Source organism: Candidatus Aalborgicola defluviihabitans (assembly GCF_016705985.1).
Classification (GTDB): domain Bacteria; phylum Pseudomonadota; class Gammaproteobacteria; order Burkholderiales; family Burkholderiaceae_C; genus Allorhodoferax; species Allorhodoferax defluviihabitans.
This window is the reverse complement of sequence record NZ_JADJKN010000002.1, coordinates 649,452-667,082: the sequence shown is the minus strand read 5'-3', so window position 1 is coordinate 667,082 and position 17,631 is coordinate 649,452. Positions and strand designations below refer to the sequence as shown.

Here is a 17,631-nt window from a genome sequence, read left to right as displayed (position 1 = left end):
CCGCGACGGAGGTCGCTGCTCTCAGGGGGTGCGTTTTACCTGGTGAAGGCCCATCGGCAAAACAGCGCAAGTTGAAAAAGTAAAATCGGGGAATGACAAACATTCAAATCGGCGTCGTCATGGGTTCCAGTTCCGACTGGGACACCATGCAACATGCAGTCCAGATTCTCCAACAGTTTGGTATCGCGCATGAGGCCCGGGTGGTTTCTGCCCACCGCATGCCCGACGACATGTTCGCCTACGCCGAAGCCGCCGTGGGTCGCGGCCTGCGCGCCATCATCGCCGGTGCCGGCGGCGCGGCCCACCTGCCGGGCATGTTGGCGGCCAAGACCACGGTGCCGATTCTGGGCGTGCCGGTGGCCAGCAAGCACCTCTCAGGCGTGGATTCGCTGCACAGTATTGTGCAAATGCCCAAGGGCATACCAGTGGCGACCTTTGCCATTGGCGCAGCTGGCGCTGCCAATGCGGCCCTGTTTGCCGTGGCCATGCTGGCTGGCGACCACCCCACGCTGCGCAAGCAACTCGAAGCCTACCGCGCGCACCAGACCGAGGTGGCCCGTGGCATGACCGTCCCCCCCGCCTTATGAGCCCAGAGATCACACTTGGCGTGATGGGTGGCGGCCAGTTGGGCCGCATGTTTGTGCAGGCTGCGCAGCAAATGGGCTATTTCACTGCCGTGCTGGACCCGGACCCGTTGAGCCCAGCCGGTCGCGTGAGCCACCACCATATTCAGACTGCCTACACCGACCCCGCCGGTCTGCAACAACTGGCCCAGCTCTGTGTAGCGGTTACTACCGAATTTGAGAACGTGCCCGCGCCCGCCCTGGCAGCGTTGGCCAAAAGCTGCACCGTCTCACCAGCGGCCAGCGCGGTGGCCATTGCCCAGGACCGTGCGGAGGAAAAAGCGCATTTCGCCGGTTGTGGCGTGCCAGTGGCGCCCTATGCGGTGATTGAAACGGCTGAACAACTGGCTGCTGTGGCTGATGATTCGAGCGTGGGGGCTGACTTCTTCCCGGGAATATTGAAAACCGCTCGCATGGGCTACGACGGCAAAGGCCAGGTCCGCGTCGCCAACCGCATCGAACTGGCGGACGCTTGGGTCGACCTGAAGGGCGTGCCTTGTGTGCTGGAAAAGATGCTGCTGCTGCAATTGGAATGCTCTGTCATCGTGGCGCGCGGCGCAGATGGCACCTGCGTGAACTTGCCAGTGCAACGCAACCTGCACCGTGCCGGTATCCTTGCCGTGACCGAAGTTTATGAAGGAAATCTGCCTCTAGCCCTCGTGGAACGTGCAGTAGCCGCTGCAAAATCCATAGCAACTGAATTGAACTACATCGGTGTGTTGTGCGTGGAATTTTTTGTACTGGACCCTGCCAGCCCCGCCGCGCAGACGCTGGGTGGCCTGGTGGTCAACGAAATGGCGCCACGTCCGCACAACAGCGGCCACTACAGCATCGACGCCTGCGATGTGTCGCAGTTTGACCTGCAGGTACGCACCCTGACCGGCTTGCCACTCACCCAACCGCGCCAGCACAGCCCCTGCATCATGCTCAATTTGTTGGGTGACATCTGGCCCGACGGGGGCTCCCCGCCGTGGGCGCAGGTGCTGGCCCTGCCGGGCACGCATTTGCACCTGTACGGCAAGGCCACGGCCAGCAAGGGCCGCAAGATGGGCCACCTGACGGTTACCGGGGCAACTGTGGAGCAGGTGCGGGTTACGGCCCTGCAGGCCGCCGCACTGCTGGGCATTGCGGCGTTTTGATCCGCACCTCACGGCACGTCACTTTAGCCCGTTCCTTCGCATTCGCCCGCCATGATCCTCAGCGCCTCTGATCCTGCCTCGATAGCCACCTGTGCCGACACCCTGCGCGCGGGTGGACTAATAGGTTTGCCCACCGAAACGGTGTATGGCCTGGCAGCAGACGCCGGCAACGATGTGGCGGTGGCGCAGATTTTGCCGCCAAGGGCCGCCCGGCTGACCACCCGCTGATCGTGCATGTGTCGGCCCACGATGGCGGCATGTCCGGCGTGGCGCATTTTGCGGCGCAGGTGCCACCCTTTGCGCAGCAGCTCATGTCTGCCTTCTGGCCGGGGCCGCTCACCTTGATCCTGCCGCGCCGCGAAGGCGTTGGCAGTGCCGCTGCGGGTGGCCAGGCTTCGGTGGGGCTGCGCTGCCCCTCGCACCCGGCTGCACAGGCCGTGCTGCGCGCCTTGCACGATGCGCCAGCCGGCGTGGCGCCGGTGTGGGGCCTGGCCGCGCCCAGCGCCAACCGCTTTGGCCGTGTCAGCCCGACCACCGCTCTGCATGTGGACAGCGAGCTGGGCCCCGACCTGCTGATTCTGGACGGTGGTGCGTGTGACCTGGGCATTGAGTCCACCATCATCGACTGCACGCGTGGCGCGCCCGTGTTGCTGCGGCCAGGCTCCATCAGCCGTACCCAGGTGGAGCAGGCGTGCGGCCGCAAATTGCTATCAAAAGAAGAGCTATTGGAGCAGGAAACACGAGGGCTAGAGGCCCCAAAGGCTTCGGGTACTCTGGAATCCCACTACGCCCCCAACGCCACCGTGCGCCTGATGGACGCCAAGGCGTTACAGACTGCGCTCAAGATGCTGGACGGCGCTATTGACTCGGTCGCGCGCCCTTCGATTGCCGTCTACGCCCGCACCCTGTTAAAGAACGTGCCACGCAACATCGTGCTGCGTAACATGCCCCAGTATGCAGCCCCGACCGCACACGAGTTGTTCTCTGTGCTGCGCGAGTTGGACGCCACTGGCGTCAAACTGATCTGGGTGGAGACACCGCCCGACACCCAGGACTGGGAAGGCGTGCGCGACCGATTGCAGCGCGCTAGTGCACCAACCTGAAATGCGTTCCCCTGAAGCTGAATTCTGATTGGCCTTGCTGGATGCCCACCACGGTCAGCTCAGCTGCCACGGTGCCGCCCTGATTGAGCACCAGCCCATTGACCAGCAGCAAACGCTGCGACGGGTTGTCCGAATAAACGCTACCCGTGATTTTGATCGCCGGAATCTGGCGGCGCAGGTCTTCGGGCAGTTCGCTCAATAGCGGTACCAATGTGGCTGCGGGTTTCGATGCGGGTGTCACCTTGGCGGTGCTGACCACTGCGGGAACGCTAGCTCGGTTGGGCAGCGGCGACGATGCTTTTATGCGAGCCACGGGTTTTGGTGGGGGCATTGCCGGTTGCGTGGCTTGTGCGGATGCGATGGGTGGTGCAGCCACGGTCACCGGAGCAGATGTCGGCACGGGTTGGGCCACAGGTGCAGTCGCCAGCGTCACAGCCGGGGATGGTGCTGATTGAGCCGTCCACAGGTAAGCCGCTAGTCCAGCCACCACCAGGAATGCAACCAGGGCGATCCACAGGCGGTCATGTCTACCACCTGCGCCGGGAACATGGGGCGCAGTGACCTGGCGCGCATGCAAACCCGGCACGCCGCCGCGCCCACGTTCGGCTTCGGCCTTTTTCAATGCATCAAGAATGTAGGACATGGGTTCAGGGTACGCTGGCCGCTCGGCGCGGTGCAGTCTCGCGGGAGGTGCGTTCGATCATTTTCAGTGTGGAAGGGGCCAGTTGTTGTTCAGATCTGAGCTCGCCGATGGCCGGTTGGATGGGCGCAATGGTGGCCGCGTGTTGACCGGGCGGCCACAGTGCAATGCCCAGGACAGCGACCATCAACACCAGGCAGACACCGCCCCAAGTCAGGCCTGTACGGGACAGGTGCAGGCTCCATTTTTTAGAGTGAGCGTCTCCAAAGACTTCGGTCGCCGCTTGGTCCACCACCGTTCGACTAACCTCGTGCAATCCGTTGGCCCAGGCACCCAGCAGCGCACGCCCGCACAACAGGTTGATGCGCCGTGGCACACCGCGCGCCAGTTGGTGGATGCGTTGAAGCGCAGCCGCATCAAAGGGCAGGGCGCCGTGGTGGCCGGCCACGGCCATGCGGTGCGCGATGTAATCTGCGGTCTCGGTCTGGCTCAGTGCATCCAGGTGGAAGCGCGCAATCACCCGCTGGGCCAGTTGTTCCAGTTCGGGGCGCTCCAGCATGGTGCGCAGTTCGGGCTGGCCTATCAGCACGATCTGCAGTAACTTACGTTCGCTGGTTTCCAGGTTGGTCAAGAGGCGTAACTGCTCCAGCACGTCGGGTGCCAGGTTTTGTGCCTCGTCAATGATGAGCACGCAGCTTTGGCCATTGGCATGGCTGTGCAGCAAAAAGGCGTTGAGTGCGTCAATATAGGCCTTGACCGTGGGCGGGTTGCCGGGTGTGGGCGCCAGCGGGATGTGGAACTCTTCGCAGATGGACTGCAGCAGTTCGGTGACGGTGAGCTTGGGGTTGAAGATGTAGGCCACATGGCAGCCTTGCGGGATTTGCTCAAGGAAGCAGCGGCAGATGGTGGTCTTGCCGGTGCCAATGTCACCTGTGAGCAGCACAAAGCCCCCGCCCGTACCGCCGCCTATGCCACTGTTGGCCCGGTCGGGCCCAGCCACGCCGTACAGCAGGTGCGCCAGGGCCTCCCGGTGGCGCTCGCTCATGAAGAGGTAGCGTGGGTCAGGGGCAATGGAGAACGGGTCCTGCGTCAGCCCGAAGTGTTGCGAATACATAGTTCCTCAAGCATACCAATCGGCAAAGGGGGCAGTCATCATAGATTGCCCAACTGCCACCCATTTGGAATGACACTGACCCAAGGCCAATTTGGCCTATGCCAATAGCACTGCTAAAGTCGACGTGATGCTCTCCATTGCGATCAGGTTGATGAACTGTGCAGCCTTGCTCCTGGCTATTGCACTTGCAAGTGTTCCATCAGTATCATGGGCGGCACCCGCTGTTATTGACGAGGCCGAGGTGGCTATTACAGTCGCCGGCACAACGCGTCAAACCGAACCTATTCACTTGTCCTTCAACTGGGACCGAAGCATTGGCGCGGTAGACGGACAAGCCAGGTTTGTGATGCAGATTCCGGTTAGCAACATATCGGAACCCCTGGCCATTTACATACCACGTGTTGGAAACTCGTTTGTAGTCAACATCAACCAACATGAGCTGGCGCGCTATGGATCCAACCCTCCGGGGCCTTATGACGATGCAGCAACCCGACCGCGCTATTTCAGCGTTCCAACAGATTGGCTGACGCCGCAAACCACATTGGAGGTGATCATCGCCGCGAAAGGCGGCCGCTTTGGTGGCCTTTCCACGATCACCACGGGCTCACCCGAAGAGGTTCACAAACTATTTGCGAGGGACGAGTTTGAACAAATCAATTTGAGGTTGATGCTGATTGTGGTTGGGGTAATGCTCGGCATGCTGGGACTGCTGTGGTGGGTTCGCCAACGTGACATTTCCTACCTTTACTACGCGCTGGCTGAACTTTTGTGGTCCTTTCTGACGGCTCGGCACTTGCTTAGTCCTGCCCCGCTTCCGTGGCCACTCTGGGGCCACGTCATCCAGGCCGCCTTTGTGCTGAGTGTGCCGTTGCAATGCAAGTTTGCTTTGATCGTTATTGATCAGGACAAAGGGTGGGTGAGCAAACTGACCAATTTCCTGATTATTGGTGCAATACCTGCTGTTGCTGCTGTTGGAATCTATGGTGGTCGCACGTTGGGTTTTTTTTGGATGGGCCTGCTTGCCATTGACGTCTTGGCCATGGCTTGGGTGGTCTTTTCAACACTATCGCGAAACTCAAACCTCGAGCGGAAAATACTTGCGGGTGCCGTAGCGATTATGTTGATTTGTGCAATTCGGGATGTCACTGTGAGATGGATGTCACCATCCATCTACACGGATATCGCTTGGGTCCGCTATGCCTGGACAGGCTTCGGCATAGGATTCGCGTGGATTATTGCTGAGCGGATGCGCAGGGCAACGAAGGCTTTGTCGGAGATGAATGCATCATTGGCTGATCAACTCGCTGCCCGCGATGTAGAACTGACAGCAGCATTCGAACGCGAAAGAGTCCGCGACATGGAACAAGGTGCATTGCTTGAGCGGCAGAGGCTGATGCGGGACTTGCATGACGGGCTGGGCAGCCATTTGGTTGGGGCTTTGCGTATGGCACAGCAGGTTTCTGCGTCCAAGGCCGAGATCACGGCCCAACTGCGAATGGCAGTGGACCAGCTCAAAATAACTGTCGACGCCATGCAGGATGTCGAAGGCGACATACCATCATTGCTTGGCGCGATACGCTATCGGCTGTCACCGCGTTTGCAAGCGGCGGGTATCAGCTTGAAGTGGAATGTTGACCCCCTGCCTACTATGCAGCACTGGGGTGTGCGGCAGTCGTACGATCTTCAAATGATTCTCCTTGAGGTATTTACCAACATCGTCGCTCACTCGGGGGCCAATTGTGTGACCCTATCAGCCCACCATCATGTTCAGCAGCCTATTTCAAACATCAACATTGAAATCTGCGATAACGGTACAGGGATCACCCCTGATTCATCAAATTCCCCTGCAGGCAAGGGCATGGCAAGCATGCTTGCGCGCGCCAAGGCACTGGGTGCCGTTATGAGTATTCGCTCGGGGACGGATGGGACATGCGTTGTGTTGGCATTGACTTGTGCAGATGACGCGTAAGGGAGGAGTAGCGCCATAAAAAAAGCAGCCCGAAGGCTGCTTTTTGGATGTGGACCCGATGAGGGTCAGAACTTCATGCCCACGGCCAAGCTAACTGCGCTGGGGTTCAGCGTGGCATCCAGTGTCTGGCCGGTTGACAGCGTGGTGCGGGTGCGCAGGGGCGTGTAGACGTAGTTCGCATCAATGAACCAGCCGCCGCTCATCTGGAATGTAGCGCCCAACTGGAACGATGCGGCCCACTTGGAGTCCACCGACAGCGTGGTCGGGTTGGCTGGTGTACCACCGGTGAGGGCGGTCAGTGTGGAGGTGGACCTGGCACCATAGAACGCGGCATAGGTGATGCCGGCGCCCACGTAAGGGCGCACTGTCGCGTTGGCATCCAGGAAGCGCCACTGTGCAAACAAGGTAGCCGGCAGCGCCTTCACGTCACCAATCTTGCCCGCGCCCCGGATGGCACCGTCACCCGAAATGTCATGCTGGAACGGTATGGCCAGGGGCAGATCAATGGCAAAGTGGTCATCGACCATGTAGGTGATGCCGCCTGAAAGACGCGATGAGCTACCAATGCTGGACTTGGTGCCGACCAGGCTGGGGGCTGTCAGGTCGTCACTGGTGACATTGGGGGTAATGTTGGTGGCACCCACGCGGATCAGCATTGTGCCAGCGGATTGCGCCTGGGCAGCGAACGTGCAGGCCAGCAGGGCGGGGATCAGGAGGAATTTCATGTGTGTGTTTTTCATGATGTGTGGACTCCGTGAATTACAACCAGCCCGCTCTTGCGAGTTGCAGGTTGATGGATTGGCCGATCAACTTGTGCAGTGCTGGCGTAGGGTGGAAGTTGTCGGAATAGGCATAACGTGTCCACCAGTCGGCGGCGGTCTCACCCACAGGGATATTGGCCGACATGCTGGCCGAATTGCAAGCTGCCACGGTGGCAGGGTAGCTCAGGCTGGCTTGACCGGTGGTAGTGTCCAGACCGCCAGCAACCTTGGGGCAAGCCGGGGTGGTGATGTTGGTCAGGGCAAACTGGGCCGGGTTGGCGCTGATTTTGCCGCCTTCAGTGTTCAGGTCAAATAACTGCACATTGGTGCCGGCCAGACCCTGGGCCAAAGCACCATTGAAGGCAGCGGTCCAGGCGCGCACGGCGCCCTGCACGGCATCGCGCTGGGCGCTACCGCCAGCAGCGGCTACTGCGGAGAGAACAGCCATGAAGCGTGGTGTAACAGTGATGTCGGGCGAATTGACGACAACAACCTTGCTCACACCCTTGGCGACGATATTGGCCTTGATGGAGGCCGCCAGTGTCTGGCCCACGGCTTGTGCATAAGCGCCAGCGGCAGTACCCAAGCTGGTGGGAGTGGGAGTTGCGCCGATGATGGCCGATACGGTGGCTGGAGGCAGCAGGGTGTTTAGCAGGCCGATATAGGTGCCAACACCAGTGGGTGTGGTGGCGCCCAGGTAGGCACCGGTCAGGTCCGCCAGATCGTTGCCGCCACCGTCAATGATGACCAAATCGCTGGGCGCCAGTGTGGCCGAGCCCACTGCCATTTGGTAAGTGATAGAGAACGGAACGCTGTTGCTGGGAGCCGATGCATTGGTCAGGTTGTTAACGCGGCCACCGCCCACTGCAAAGCTGGTGCAGGCAGTGTTGGGTATGAAGGTCGTTCCGTTAAAACGGAAGAAAGAGCACAGGTTGCTCACGCCAAAGTTGGCGGCTACCAATTCCGGGAAGATCAGGAAGGGCTTTGCAGGGTCGGCGCTCTGGATGGTGAACTTGTAGCCAAACGTGCCGCTGTCCATGATGCTGTCACCAAAGACTTTGACCGAAGGCGCAATGGTCTTGGGCGTGATGTCAGAGCCGTCGCTGGCTCCGCCGCATCCCGCTAAAAATACCGCGCAGCTCGCAGCAACCGCTGCCCATTTCCATTGTTTCATTGCTCTCTCCATTAAATAGAACGACCGTTCGTTTTCGGACTGTTAATGATAAAAGGGTTGAGTCTCACGGACCATGGGGTAAATACTGACGGGGATTGGAGGGCTCAGCTTAATTGTGTAAAGATAAATACAGATGGGGGTATTCAGCGCAGTTTGGCTGCCCATTCGACAAGGGCGTCAATGGCTGGGCGGGCGGCGCGGGCATTTGCATGGTTAACCAGGGCCACCAGTATCCAGCGCCTGCCGCCAGTCCCGTGCACATAGCCGGCCACTGCTACCACGTCGGTCAAGCTCCCGGTTTTCAGGTGGGCCGAGCCCGCAGCTTGGGTCTTGACGCGGCGCAGCGTGCCGTCCACGCCGGTGATGGGCAGAGACGCCATTAACTCCGGCATGGTGGGTGAGGCATAGGCGGTTTGCAGTAGTCGGCCCAGGGCCTGGGCGCTGATGCGTTCGCTGCGTGACAGACCTGAGCCGTTGTCCATTATGGGCAAGTCGGTAGGGCTGATGCGATCTTTCCACCAATGCAGTACCACGGTCTGCGACGCGGCATAGTTGCCGGGTAGCGCTGGCGTGGTGATCGCCCCGCTGGTGCTTGCGGTGGTGGCAGTGGGTAGTGCGCGGCCCAAAGTGAGGTACACCTGCTGCGCCATCACGTTGTTGCTGAACTTGTTGATGTCACGGATGATTTCAGCCAAGGGGGCAGAGCGCAGCTCGAACGAGGGTTTGGGTGCAGCGCCACCGACGGCTTTGGGAATCACACCCAAGCGCACGCTGCCTTGCAGCTTGCCGCCCATGCTTTGCCACAGGCCCTGCACTGCGCGTGCGGCGTAACTGCCAGGGTCGGCATAGGCCACAGCCCAGACTTTTTCGCCACAGCTTGCGGGGTAACCGCCCGCAAAGCGGATGCGGTTGGGATCGCTGAAATCAGCCTTTAGCTGGGCGCGGTAGTCGCCGCAGTCACCCGCCAGCAACGGCACTGTGGCCTGCATCTGTACCCCGGCCAGGGGCGGGTCGTATTGCACGCGGGCCACGGTATTGCCGGGTTCGGGCGCCAGGGTCATCACCACCGATTTGAAGTTGATTAGCAGCGCGTCGGGCGCGGCGTTGTAGGGGCGCAGCGGCTCGCCGTCAAAGCTGGCCGGGTCGAGTGGCGGTATGTCAAAGGCGCTGCGGTCCAGCACGATGTCACCGGAAATAGTCTGGATGCCCAGGCCCTGCACCCGGCGCAGCAGCAGCCACAAGCGCTCCAGCACCAGCTTCGGGTCGCCCTGGCCCTGGATGATGAGGTTGCCGTGCAGCGTGCCGTCCCGCATCGTGCCGTCGATATAGACCGGCGTGCTCCAGGTGTAGGCTGGCCCCAGCAGGTCCAGCGCGGCAAAGGTGGTAACCAGTTTCATGACCGAGGCAGGGTTCATGGGCACGTCCACCCGGTGGCTGATGCGCGGCGCGCTCTGGCCCTGCGCGTCCAACAGCAGAACCGATACGGCATCGCGCGGCACTTTGGCTCGGGCCAGGGCGGCGTCAATTTCGGGAGGCAGGCCCTGGGCCTGGGCCGTGCAGCCCAATAAGGCGGCGAGAAGGGAGACAAGAAGCAATCGCAAGGTGAACAGCATCTGCGGGATTATCCGGCGCACGGCCAGCTTAGGCGCGCCTTCCCCGATAATCTTGGCGATGCCCACCCCGTTCAAGAACCCGTTTGCAGCCTTGTCGCCCAAAGCGGTGGGCGTGTTGGCGGCGGTCATCACGGTCACGATCTGGACATCGTTCATCGTTATCGCGCGCGCATCGGCCGATCCGGCACGCGGCGGTGTGCTCAACGTGTTTGACATCGTCTATGCACGGCTGCTTGGTGCCGGCCTGATTTTGCTGCCTTGGGGCTGGTGGCTGGTGCGCCGTGACCGCCGCACGCAGCCCTGGGCCGGCTCGCTGTTTGGTCTGTCGCCGCTGCCCTTGCGCCAGACCCTGATCACCGGTTTTTTTGGCGGCCTGCTGTACGCCATGTTGGCCTACAGCGGTTTTGTGTTTGCGCCAGCGGCCCACGCCTCGGTGCTGATGCCGGGCAGCCTGCCCTTGTGGACCACGCTGTTGGCTTACGTGATTCTGGGAGATCGCGTCTCTACCAGCCGGGCACTGGGCCTGGTTTTGATCGTGGGAGGCGACCTGCTGGTGGGCGGCAGCAGCCTCTTGCATGCGCTGGACGGTAGTGGCGTCTGGCGGGGCGATGTGCTGTTTGTGTTGGCCTCGCTGTGTTGGTCCACCTATAGTGTGCTGGTGCGCCACTTTGCGCTGGATGCGGTGCGCGCCACCATTGCCGTCACGGCGGTGGCTTCTATCGTCTATGTGCCCATCTACACCGTGCTGCTGCTTCTGCACCTGGTTCCGGGTCAGGCGCTGGTGGCACCCCTTGCTGACATGACGTTTCAGATGTTCTTCCAGGGCGTGGGCTCGGTGGTGGTGTCGGGCATTACCTTTACCAAGATGATTCAGTACTTTGGCCCGGTGCGTTCCACCATGATTACGGCCCTGGTTCCAGGGCTGTCGGCCATCTCTGCAGCGATCTTTCTGGGCGAGCCCCTGGTCTGGAATCTGCTGGCCGGCCTGGCCTTGGTGACCTGTGGCATTGTGTTTGGGGTGCGTGGCATGGCTAAAATTACTATTAAATCAGTAGCGCCTAACGTAGCATCTACGAGGGCTAGAGGCCGAAATGGCTATAGGTGATGTGGAAACCATGAATCTGCTGGCGTTTGATACCGGGACCGAAGTGATGTCGGTTGCCGTTGCGCGCACGGAGCAGGGCCAGGTGCGCCTTTGGCAACACAACGCCACAGGCGGCGCCAAAGCGTCTACCGATCTGATTCCGGCTGTCCTGGATTTGCTGCTGCAGGCCGGTTTGCGGTTGGATCAACTCGATGCCATCTGCTTTGGCTGCGGGCCGGGATCGTTTACTGGTCTGCGGACCGCTTGCTCGGTGGCGCAGGGCTTGGCCTTTGGCGCGAACGTGCCCGTGCTGCCGGTTGACTCCCTGTTGGCACTGGCGGAAGAGGCGCGTTTCACCGCTTTGAATGGCCAAAGCACGGCTGTGGTAACGGCCCTGCTGGACGCGCGCATGGACGAGTTGTACGCCGCTACCTATGCCTGGAACGTCGATGGCCAATGGACCGAACAGCAAGCCAGCGCCCTGGTGCGCCCTGAAAACCTGACCCGTCCACATGCGGCAAACGGCAAAGACAACGCGCCCTGGCTGATGGCCGGCAATGTGTTTACTGTATACGGCGAACGCGTGGCTGCTGGTGATGCTGCCGCCTCCACGGCGATGCATTTTCCCGCACTGCCCACCGCCATGGCAATGTTGCGTCTGGCCCCCCAACTGATGGCTGCGGGCATGACCGTGGCTGCCAAAGACGCCCTGCCCAGCTATATCCGCGACAAGGTAGCCAAGACCACGGCCGAACGCATGGCCGAGAAGGTGGCCAGCTTGGTCGCAACCGGGATCTGAGCATGTCCAGTGCCAAGGCCATGGCGCAAGCGCAATTTCAGAGCCTGACGGCCGAGCGACTGGACGCCGTGTTGGCGGTGGAACAACGTGCCTACGCCCACCCCTGGAACCGTAGCCATTTCCTGGATGCGCTTCAAGCCGGCTACCAGGCCCAGATGCTGGTGGCAGACGATGCGCTCTTGGGCTACTTTGTGGCCATGGAGGGCTTTGAGGAAGTGCATCTGCTCAACATCACCGTGGCGCCCGAATACCGAGGCCAGGGTTGGTCCCGCGTCATGCTGGACGCGCTGACCCTGTGGGCGCGAGGTCGCACAGCGCAGTGGCTGTGGCTGGAGGTGCGCGTTGGCAATGAACGGGCCATGCGGGTCTACGAAGCCCATGGTTACCGACGCGTGGGTTACCGCCGGGACTATTACCCGTCCATCCACGGCCAGCGTGAGGATGCCGTGGTCATGAGCCTGAAGCTGTAACGGCGAGAATCCACCATGGTCTTAGAACTCGACACCCGCCAACGCGCCATGCTGCAAGAGATGGGTGTGCACGTCTGGCTGCCTGAAAGGGTGCCGGTGGCGGCCACCGGTACGCTCGCTGAAGAGCAATCTGCGTCCCCTGCACCACCACCCGGACAACCCCAGCGCACCCAGGCAGTGGCTGTGCCCGTTAGGTCCGCGTCAGCACCCGGCCAGCCTTTGGCGCTGCAAGACATGGACTGGGACGCGTTGGCCCAATCGGCCGCCATCTGCCAGGCCTGCGGCCTGTACGCTGGGCGCAAGCAGTCCACGCTGTGCGCCCCTGCAACCGCGGTGCAAGCCGACTGGATGGTGGTGGGAGACCCGCCCGATGAAGACGAGGACCACCTGGGCCAGCCTTTTGCGGAGCAAGCCGGCGTGCTGCTGGACAACATGCTCAAAGCCGTGGATGCCAGCCGCAACGGCCAGGCACGCCAGGGCGCCTACCTGTGCAACGTCGTCAAATGCCGTCCACCTGCCGGTCGCCTGCCCCAGGCGGCAGACTTGCAACAGTGCGCGCAGTACCTGCAACGCGAAATCGGGTTGGTGCAACCCAAGCTCATATTGGCGCTGGGGCGTTTTGCCACACAACTGTTGTTACAGGAACACCCTGAGCAGGCCAGCCTGCCCCTGGGTAAGCAGCGCGGCACGGTATACCACTATCAGGGTATTCCGGTCGTGGTGAGCTACCACCCCAAAGTGCTGTTGCGCGCCAGCGCCGACAAGGCCAAAGCCTGGGCCGATTTGTGTTTGGCCCTGGATGTGCTGGAGGGGGCCCACCTACAATAGGGCTCATGACCTTTCTTGAGCAACTGAGCGCTGCCGAGCAGCAAAATGGATCGCTGTTGTGCGTAGGGCTGGACCCGGAACCGGCCAAGTTTCCTACCCACTGGCGGGGTGACGCCAACAAGATTTTTGACTTTTGCGCCGCCATTGTGGACGTCACCGCCGACCTGGTGATCGCCTTCAAACCGCAGATCGCCTACTTTGCCGCGCACCGCGCCGAGGCACAGTTGGAGCGGCTCATTGCCCACATTCGCAACGTTGCGCCCCATGTGCCCGTTATTCTGGACGCCAAGCGGGGCGACATTGGCAGCACAGCCCAGCAGTACGCCATTGAGGCCTTTGAGCGCTATGGCGCTGACGCCGTCACGCTGTCACCCTTTATGGGCTTTGACTCGGTAGCACCTTATCTTCAGTACCACGGCAAAGGGGCTTTCCTGCTGTGCCGTACATCCAACCCCGGTGGGGATGATTTGCAGTCGCAACGTCTGGCCTCGGTGGAAGGCCAGCCCTTGCTATACGAACACATTGCGTGGTTGGTGCAAGGCCCCTGGAACCTCAATGGCCAGCTAGGCTTGGTGGTCGGTGCTACCTACCCGGCAGAGATTGAGCGCGTGCGGGCCCTTGCCCCCACCGTGCCCCTGTTGATCCCGGGTGTGGGCGCCCAGGGTGGTGACGCAGTTGCCACCGTCAAGGCTGGCCTGCGCGTTCAGGATGGCACCACGGCTGGAGCCATTGTTGTCAACTCATCGCGTGCCATTTTGTACGCCGACGCCAGTGTGAACTTTGCCGATGCGGCGCGGCGCGAGGCCCTGCGCACCCGCGACCTGTTGGCGGCAGCGCGCTAGCTCCCAGGCGTTACATGGCGTAACACTTGATGCGCTTGACGGCGCACTTATCACAATGCGTGGGAGTGATTACCGCTAAGCTGAAACTCTTGTCGAACGAGAGTCACAACACTATGCGCGTCACAGATTACAGCGAATGTGAGCCGGCGCTTGCATCACCGCCAGGCTCCACAAGCGAAACCCCCAACGCGCCCCTTGCGGCTGCTCTGGCACTCTCTGCACTGGTCACCGCCTGTGGCGGTGGAGGCAGTGGCACAGCCATCGCACCTCCCACCGATCCGACAGATCAAGGTGTCGGTCGCCATTACCCGTCCGCTAACAACGACGAAGATGCCGCACGGTTTCTATTACAGGCCCAGTTTTCTGCATCCGATGCCGAGATGGCCGCCGTGCGTGCCAAAGGTTATGCCGCCTGGCTGGGCGAGCAATTCGCTACCCCGGCGAGCCAGACCGGTTTTGACTGGCTCAATGTGCGCGGCTACGGCACCATCAGCAGCAGCACCAATTTCTACGACAACACCTACCCCGGCGACTACATGGTCTGGAATCAGCTCATGACGTCCAGCGATGCGGTGCGCAAGCGCGTGGCCTTGGCCTTGTCCGAGTTTTTCGTGGTGTCGCTATCAGGACTGGATTTCAGTTGGCGCAGCTACGCCATTGCCGCATGGTGGGACATGTTGGCGTCCAATGCCTTTGGCAACTACCGCAAGCTGCTGGAGGATGTCACCCTCCACCCGGCCATGGGCTACTACCTGAACACCAAAGGGAACCTCAAGGAAAACGTCGCCACAAATCGCGCACCGGATGAAAACTACGGTCGTGAGGTGATGCAACTCTTCACCATCGGCCTGTATCAGCTCAACCTGGATGGAACTGAAAAGCGCGACGGTAATGGCAACAAAATCGAGACTTACTCCCAAAGCGACATCACCAACATTGCCCGCGTGTTCACCGGATGGGACTTCGACCAGACGCAGAACGTCAACACGCTGGAACCAGTTAACCGTCGCAACATTCCCAACACGGTGTTCACGCGCATCCCCATGCGCCTAACCCCCAACAACCACTCTGCACTGGCAGCCACCTTTCTTGGTGCCACCGTGCCGGCCGACACCGACGGTGTGGCCGCGCTGCGCACGGCGCTGGACACCCTGTTCAACCACCCCAACGTCGGCCCCTTCTTTGGCAAGCAGATGATCCAGCGGCTGGTCACCAGCAACCCCAGTCCGGCTTACGTAGCGCGGGTGGCCAGCGCTTTTAACAACAATGGAGCCGGCGTGCGCGGCGACCTGCAGGCGGTGTTGTCCGCTGTGTTGCTGGACGACGAAGCGCGTGGCCCCGGCGGCCTCATGCAGAATGGTTTTGGCAAGCTGCGCGAACCAATGGTGCGGTTTGTGCAATGGGGGCGCAGCTTTGGCATTGGGTCCGCGCGGGGTAGCTGGAAGATTGGCGACCAGAGCAACCCCGCCACGCAGCTGGGGCAAAGCCCGCTGCGCTCACCCAGTGTGTTCAATTATTTCCGCCCCGGTTATGTTCCGCCCAGTACGGCACTGAGTGCCTCGCTCACACCAGCCCCCGAGTTTCAGTTGGTCAACGAGAGCAGCGTGGGCGGCTACCTTAACGCCATACAGGGCGTCATTCGAAACGGTATTTACGTGAATGCACCGGACCTGCCGCAAAGCACCAGCAATACCACCAATGGGTATGACATCGCCGCCAGCTACACAGCTGAGCTGGCCCTGGTGCTGGACGCCACCGCGCTGGTCAAGCGGCTGAACCTGTTGCTGTGCGCGGGCCAAATGTCGGTAACCAACCAGACCCTGATCGTGAATGCACTCAATGCCACGGCGCTGACCGCCACCAGTACCGACGCCAACAAGCGCAACCGCGTGGCCGCAGCGGTGCTGCTGGTCATGGCATCCAGCGAATACCTGATCCAGAAATAGCCATGCATAACCAACAACCCGACAACCAGGGCCGCCGTGCCTTCCTGCGCCGCAGCGCCCAGCTGGCTCTGAGCGGCACTGCGTTGCCGTTCGCGTTGAACCTGGCTGCCATTGGCGAGGCGGCAGCCTTCGATGCCACCGATTACAAAGCCCTGGTCTGCGTGTTTTTCTATGGTGGTAATGACTATGCCAATACGGTCGTCACCTATGACGACGAAAGCTACAACTTGTATAGCGCCATACGACGCGGTGGTGCCGGCCAGACAGCCGGTGGTATTGCTCTGGCCAAGTCTGCACTGGCACCCACTTTGCTCAATCCTTTCGCCCCGCTGGCGGGTGGCAGGCAATACGCGCTGCACCCGGCTATGACCGGGATGGCCAATTTGTTTAATGCAGGCCATGCGGCGGTGCAGCTCAATGTTGGCCCGCTAGTGGTGCCGTTGACCAAGGCACAGTACAGCAGCTCTGATCGTGCCAACTATCCGCGTCCGCCCAAGCTCTTCTCCCACAATGACCAGCAGTCCATTTGGCAGTCGTCCTCGCCCGAAGGCTCCACCATTGGCTGGGGCGGCAACATCGGAGACCTGGCCATGGCTGGCAACGGCAATTCGCTGTTCACCTGCATCAACGTCACGGGCAATGCGGTGTTTCTGTCGGGTGACAGCGCCTTGTCTTACCAGGTCAGTCCCGGCGGTGCTGTGGCCATCAACGCGGTCAAGAACAATGTGTATGGCTCTAGCGCAGTGAAAGCCGCCTTGGCCACCCTGGTTCAGCAGCCGCGCACCCATGTTCTGGAGAACGAATGCAACCGCGTCACTGCTAGGGCCATTGGGGCGGAGACGCAGATCACCTCCGGCCTGGCCGGTGTGAGCCTGGGTACGGGTTTTCCCGCCAGCAACTCGCTGGCTGACCAGCTCAAGATGGTGGCGCGCCTCATTGGTGCGCGCAATGCGTTGGGTGCCAAACGCCAGGTCTTCATGGTGTCCATTGGGGGTTTTGACCTGCATGACAACTTGATTGCCCAGCACCCCGCACTGCTGGGCAAGGTCAGTGATGCCATGACAGCGTTTTACAACGCCACAGTGGAGTTGGGCGTGGCCAACCATGTTACCGCCTTCACCGCCTCGGACTTTGGCCGCACACTGGCCTCCAATGGCGACGGCACTGATCATGGCTGGGGCAGCCACCACTTGGTTGTGGGCGGTGCCGTACGGGGTGCTGCTTTTTACGGTACGCCACCTCCTGTGAGCGTAGGCAGCACGGCTGCGGCGCAGGACCAGTGGCATGTGGGGCAGGGGCGCCTGCTGCCATCTACTGCGGTGGATCAGTACGCAGCAACCTTGGCCACCTGGTTCGGCGTCACTGACCCGGAGCTTGCCGGTATTCTGCCCAATCTGCGGCGCTTTGGTGTGGCCGCTGGGCGACCCGACTACCCGACCAATCTAGGCTTCATGGGCTAGAACCTGGCAACCCTGTGACAGCGCGCTTTGGTGCTCGCGGGCAGAATGCAAGGCTAAACTTGCCGG

14 protein-coding genes and 2 pseudogenes are annotated in these 17,631 nt (G+C 61.2%); 11 read left to right on the top strand and 5 right to left on the bottom strand.

From position 1 onward, the window contains the following. Nucleotides 1–92: 92 nt before the first annotated feature. The 3 genes and pseudogenes from purE to IPI80_RS03565 all read left to right on the top strand — a co-directional run bounded on the left by purE (nt 93) and on the right by IPI80_RS03565 (nt 2,865). Nucleotides 93–587 (top strand): 5-(carboxyamino)imidazole ribonucleotide mutase, encoded by a 495-nt coding sequence (gene purE / locus IPI80_RS03575; protein ID WP_413857202.1) that lies wholly within the window; start codon nt 93–95, stop codon nt 585–587. After that, entirely contained in the window at nt 584–1,762 is a 1,179-nt protein-coding gene (locus IPI80_RS03570) for a 5-(carboxyamino)imidazole ribonucleotide synthase (protein WP_413857200.1), read from the top strand. Before purE ends, IPI80_RS03570 begins: the two co-directional genes overlap by 4 nt. A gap of 51 nt (nt 1,763–1,813) precedes the next feature. Beyond that, nucleotides 1,814–2,865, top strand: a pseudogene (locus tag IPI80_RS03565) (L-threonylcarbamoyladenylate synthase). Here the strand turns inward: IPI80_RS03565 and IPI80_RS03560 are convergent. Together IPI80_RS03560 and IPI80_RS03555 are read right to left on the bottom strand one after the other, a co-directional pair. Next, complete coding sequence (locus IPI80_RS03560) at nt 2,849–3,508, bottom strand: general secretion pathway protein GspB (RefSeq protein ID WP_413857198.1); 660 nt, start codon at nt 3,506–3,508, stop codon at nt 2,849–2,851. The pseudogene IPI80_RS03565 and the gene IPI80_RS03560 sit on opposite strands and share 17 nt — an antisense overlap. A 7-nt stretch (nt 3,509–3,515) precedes the next feature. Beyond that, nucleotides 3,516–4,619, bottom strand: a pseudogene (locus tag IPI80_RS03555) (ExeA family protein); the annotation flags it as partial. A 91-nt stretch (nt 4,620–4,710) separates the two neighbouring features. Between IPI80_RS03555 and IPI80_RS03550 the strand changes: the two are divergent. Next, a complete protein-coding gene (locus tag IPI80_RS03550) occupies nt 4,711–6,588 on the top strand; it encodes a hypothetical protein (protein ID WP_413857196.1) in 1,878 nt (625 codons plus the stop codon). A 65-nt stretch (nt 6,589–6,653) separates the two neighbouring features. Here the strand turns inward: IPI80_RS03550 and IPI80_RS03545 are convergent, their stop codons facing one another. The 3 genes from IPI80_RS03545 to dacB form a co-directional block, all read right to left on the bottom strand. Beyond that, nucleotides 6,654–7,328 (bottom strand): OmpW/AlkL family protein, encoded by a 675-nt coding sequence (locus IPI80_RS03545; protein ID WP_413857194.1) that lies wholly within the window; start codon nt 7,326–7,328, stop codon nt 6,654–6,656. 19 nt (nt 7,329–7,347) lie between these two features. After that, on the bottom strand, nt 7,348–8,523 hold the full coding sequence (locus IPI80_RS03540) for an SGNH/GDSL hydrolase family protein (protein ID WP_413857192.1): 1,176 nt from the start codon (nt 8,521–8,523) through the stop codon (nt 7,348–7,350). A gap of 143 nt (nt 8,524–8,666) precedes the next feature. After that, a complete protein-coding gene (gene dacB / locus IPI80_RS03535; RefSeq protein WP_413857190.1) occupies nt 8,667–10,136 on the bottom strand; it encodes a D-alanyl-D-alanine carboxypeptidase/D-alanyl-D-alanine-endopeptidase in 1,470 nt (489 codons plus the stop codon). Between the two features lie 58 nt (nt 10,137–10,194). Between dacB and IPI80_RS03530 the strand changes: the two genes are divergently transcribed. From IPI80_RS03530 to IPI80_RS03500, 7 genes are all read left to right on the top strand, one after another. After that, complete coding sequence (locus tag IPI80_RS03530) at nt 10,195–11,241, top strand: DMT family transporter (protein WP_413857188.1); 1,047 nt, start codon at nt 10,195–10,197, stop codon at nt 11,239–11,241. Between the two features lie 10 nt (nt 11,242–11,251). After that, complete coding sequence (gene tsaB / locus IPI80_RS03525; protein WP_413857594.1) at nt 11,252–12,019, top strand: tRNA (adenosine(37)-N6)-threonylcarbamoyltransferase complex dimerization subunit type 1 TsaB; 768 nt, start codon at nt 11,252–11,254, stop codon at nt 12,017–12,019. 2 nt (nt 12,020–12,021) lie between these two features. Continuing rightward, nucleotides 12,022–12,489: a ribosomal protein S18-alanine N-acetyltransferase gene (gene rimI, locus IPI80_RS03520; RefSeq protein ID WP_413857186.1), complete on the top strand. Its 468-nt coding sequence runs from the start codon at nt 12,022–12,024 to the stop codon at nt 12,487–12,489. Nucleotides 12,490–12,504: 15 nt separating this feature from the next. Beyond that, nucleotides 12,505–13,317 carry a uracil-DNA glycosylase gene (locus tag IPI80_RS03515; RefSeq protein WP_413857184.1) on the top strand — a complete coding sequence of 271 codons (813 nt, stop codon included), beginning with the start codon at nt 12,505–12,507 and terminating at the stop codon, nt 13,315–13,317. Nucleotides 13,318–13,322: 5 nt separating this feature from the next. Beyond that, nucleotides 13,323–14,159: an orotidine-5'-phosphate decarboxylase gene (gene pyrF / locus IPI80_RS03510; protein ID WP_413857182.1), complete on the top strand. Its 837-nt coding sequence runs from the start codon at nt 13,323–13,325 to the stop codon at nt 14,157–14,159. Between the two features lie 113 nt (nt 14,160–14,272). Continuing rightward, entirely contained in the window at nt 14,273–16,105 is a 1,833-nt protein-coding gene (locus IPI80_RS03505) for a DUF1800 domain-containing protein (RefSeq protein WP_413857180.1), read from the top strand. Nucleotides 16,106–16,107: 2 nt separating this feature from the next. After that, nucleotides 16,108–17,565 (top strand): DUF1501 domain-containing protein, encoded by a 1,458-nt coding sequence (locus IPI80_RS03500; RefSeq protein ID WP_413857178.1) that lies wholly within the window; start codon nt 16,108–16,110, stop codon nt 17,563–17,565. Nucleotides 17,566–17,631: the final 66 nt, after the last annotated feature.